We start from the raw sequence: 3,280 nt of genomic DNA on the forward strand, positions 1-3,280 counted from the left end.
TATGACTGGTCGGGCAGCGACTACAAGACGCAAGGCGCCCGTCCCGGCGACAACCTCTACACCACCTCGGTGATCGGCCTCGACGTCGATACCGGCAAGCTGAAGTTCTATCATCAGGAGCTGCCGCACGACGCCTGGGACTTCGACAGCGCGGTCGGCGAGTTCGTGATGCTCGATCGCGACGGCCAGAAATACGTCGTGCATCCCAACAAGAGCGGCTACATCTTCGTCTATGACCGCAGCAATCTCGGCGTCAAGAACGTCTGGCGGATCACCCAGAACAGCAACTTCGTCAAGGACATCAATCCCAAGACGGGCGAGCTGGTCGGCCGTCGCGACTTCCAGGCCGGGAAGGTCGACGAGCCGCTGTGTCCGCACATCTCCGGCGGCGTGAGCTGGAATTCCGGCTCCTACAACCCCAAGACCGGCCTCTACTACAAGCTCGGCCAGGAATGGTGCATGACGCTCGACGTCGTCAAGACGACGCCGGTGACGGCGCCGCAGGCCCAGCTCAACATCGGCGCCAACTTCAAGATCGCGCCGCCCCCGGGTGGCGAGATCTACGGCCATCTCGACGCGCGTGACCCGATCACCGGCGCCAAGAAGTGGGAGGTCCGCTTCCCCGAGCCGCCGCTCGCCAGCGTGATGTCGACCGGAGGCAATCTCGTGTTCGTGCCCGATTCGCGCGGCACCGTGCACGCCTACGACGCCGACTCCGGCACCGAGCTGTGGAGCCACTCCGACGGCACCGGCCATCAGGGCGGCATCATCAGCTATTCCGCGGGCGGCAAGCAGTACATCGCCGTGGTGGCGGGCTTCGGCGGCATGGCGTCGGACGACTATGCGCCGACCTTCGGCGGCGTCTACAAGAGCATGCCGCGCGATGACGGCGCGCTCGTCGTCTACAGCCTGAAATAGGCGGCATCGCAACAGACTGGCGAGGAGCGGGCACCAGCCCGCTCCTCGTGCGTTGATGGGGCATCACGAAATGGAGTTCCGCCTCATGAGATTGGACTTGAACGTGATGGCCATGCTCGCGGCCTCGCTGGCCTGGGCCGTGCCGGCGGCGGCGCAATCCGCGGCGCCTGCGGTGGAGGGCGAAAAATTCAACGTCGAGCAGTTGTTCGCGACGACCTGCGGCTGGTGCCATTCCGATGGCGGCCGGGAAGCGGGCAAGGGTCCGCAGCTCATGAACACGGTCCGCGACGACGATTTCATTCGCAACCGCATCAAGAACGGCAAGGAAGGCGCGATGCCGGCCTTTAGCACCACCTTTTCCGATGCGCAAATCGATGACATCATCAAGTATATTCGGGCCTTGAAGCCGGAAAAGGGATGAACCCTCCGCAAGGAGCGCACGCCATGAAAACGACGCTTCCCCTGCTGGCGGCCGCCATTGTCGTCGGCCTGATCGGCCCAGCGCAGGCCCGCTCGCTCGCCACGATCCGCTCGTTCGGCACCCTCGGGCTGTGCGCCCACCCGAACTCGTTGCCCTTCGCCAGCAAGGCGAATGATCCGCCCGGCTTCCAGGTCGAGCTTGGGAAGGCGCTCGCCCACGAGCTCGGCGTCGAGCTGAAGCTCGACTGGATCATCACCCAGTACCAGATGCGCAGCGCCGACTGCGACATCGTGCTGGACGTGATCGCCGACCGCGAGGCGCAGGGCGAGACCAATCTTGCGATCTCGAAGCCCTATTATCGCACGGGCGTGACGCTCGCGGTGCCCTCCGACAGCAAGCTGGCGTCGTTCAAGGGTCTCGACGAGCACACCAAGGTCGGGGTCCAGGTCGGATCGGTCGCGGCCATGGTGATCGGCCAGCGTCATGTGCCGACGTCCACCTTCGGGTTCGAGGTCGACAGCCTGGAGGCGCTGGCGAACCGTGAGCTCGACGCGGCCGCGGTCACGCCGACCATCGCCGCCTATTACAATCAGGCTCATCCGGACAAGGCGTTCCGCATCCTGCCGCTCGACGACAGCGAGACCGCTCTCAGTTGGAATGTCGCAGTCGGCATGCTGCGCCCGGACAAGGAGCTGCGCGAGGCCGTGGACGGTGCGCTGGAGCGGCTGCATGCCGACGGCACCATCGACCGGATCTACGGACGCTACGGCGTCACCCTGCAATCGCCGAAGTAGCGCAAGTCGCATTGCATACGATGACGCGCCTTACGCAGTCGCGATCGAGAAGGGGTACTATGAGGAAGCCGGGCTCGACATCGACGGCGTGCTGCACGGCATCATCCCGATCATGATGTTCGCGATGAACGCCGTGCTCAATCTTCCGAACGTGCATCTGAAGACCGCGCGGGTGCTGCGGCCGTCGCGGCGGCAGCTGCTGCTCACCGTGGTGCTGCCCGGAGCGCTGCCGGAGATCGTGTCGGGCCTGCGCATCGGCTTCTCGCTGACCCTGCTCGGGGTCCTGATCGGGGAGACGAAATCCGTTTCGGTCGCGAGGTCCGCGGCGCCGCGGGCGCGGTGATGCGAGAGGCGGAAGACAAAACGCTCACCGTTGGCAGCAACGATCAGGTAGGTGTCGTTGAAGCCACGATTGAGCATCCGGCAGTCCAGCGGCAGGGAAAGCGGATAATGCACGGCGACGAACCGTGCGATCGCCTCGGCCCGGCACATCGTATAAAGCGGCCCGAAATCGACCAAAGGCCGGCACCCGGGAACTTGGAGGCTCCAGATATCCTAGGAAAGCAGGAAGGCCGCCAATGGCCTCCGCGCCTCAATTGTCTGTCTCATCACGAACCATCAGCTCTGGAAGTGGACGCTGCTGCAGTACCACCAGATTTCGTTGTCCCTGAAACCGAGCTTCAATGCATAATCGTAGCATCCAGCGTAGTTCGAGACACCGGGTGGTGGTCGGCACGGTGTTGCCGATAAGCCCGGCCACAGATTGACGTTGCACCGGTGCACGGCCTCGTCCTTCACCGCGACGACCGGTTTGCGAGGACCTGCATCCGCCGCCGTCATCGACAACGCGACGGCGAGGAGCAGTAGCGAGACTTTCATTGCTTCTTCCTCCCATGATTCGAGCGACCTGAAAGGTCGTCCCGGCACGGAGGCTAACACGACAATAGATAGTTTCAACTTTCGAAAATCGGAATGCGCCGGTTCCGCATCTGCATGACGCCTCACATGCCACCTAAGCACCGCACTCCTGAACGCGGCCGAAAGAGCCGCAAGCGCATCGCGCGGCCGTGCCGCTTCAGTTTCAGGCTGACCGCGGCCTGCGTCGTCCGCATGGTCTCGGCCGCGAGCGTGAAGCTGCCGAGCTCGG

6 protein-coding genes are annotated in these 3,280 nt (G+C 64.0%); 4 read left to right on the plus strand and 2 right to left on the minus strand.

Translation table 11 applies throughout. The features are described from left to right. The 4 genes from JOY90_RS13285 to JOY90_RS13300 form a co-directional block, all read left to right on the plus strand. A partial coding sequence (locus JOY90_RS13285) for a PQQ-binding-like beta-propeller repeat protein (RefSeq protein WP_291691581.1) occupies positions 1–918 on the plus strand: 918 nt, incomplete at its 5' end. Positions 919–1,030: 112 nt separating this feature from the next. Then, a complete protein-coding gene (locus JOY90_RS13290; protein WP_291691582.1) occupies positions 1,031–1,339 on the plus strand; it encodes a cytochrome c in 309 nt (102 codons plus the stop codon). 23 nt (positions 1,340–1,362) lie between these two features. Then, positions 1,363–2,133 (plus strand): ABC transporter substrate-binding protein, encoded by a 771-nt coding sequence (locus JOY90_RS13295; RefSeq protein ID WP_291691583.1) that lies wholly within the window; start codon positions 1,363–1,365, stop codon positions 2,131–2,133. Positions 2,134–2,221: 88 nt separating this feature from the next. Next, positions 2,222–2,476 (plus strand): ABC transporter permease subunit, encoded by a 255-nt coding sequence (locus JOY90_RS13300; protein WP_291691584.1) that lies wholly within the window; start codon positions 2,222–2,224, stop codon positions 2,474–2,476. A 275-nt stretch (positions 2,477–2,751) separates the two neighbouring features. Here the strand turns inward: JOY90_RS13300 and JOY90_RS13305 are convergent, their stop codons facing one another. Together JOY90_RS13305 and JOY90_RS13310 are read right to left on the minus strand one after the other, a co-directional pair. After that, a complete protein-coding gene (locus tag JOY90_RS13305) occupies positions 2,752–3,012 on the minus strand; it encodes a hypothetical protein (RefSeq protein WP_291691585.1) in 261 nt (86 codons plus the stop codon). Positions 3,013–3,134: 122 nt separating this feature from the next. After that, the coding region (locus JOY90_RS13310; RefSeq protein ID WP_291691586.1) for a LysR family transcriptional regulator at positions 3,135–3,280 on the minus strand (146 nt) is incomplete at its 5' end.

The organism is Bradyrhizobium sp. (genome assembly GCF_019242285.1).
Lineage (GTDB): Bacteria > Pseudomonadota > Alphaproteobacteria > Rhizobiales > Xanthobacteraceae > Bradyrhizobium.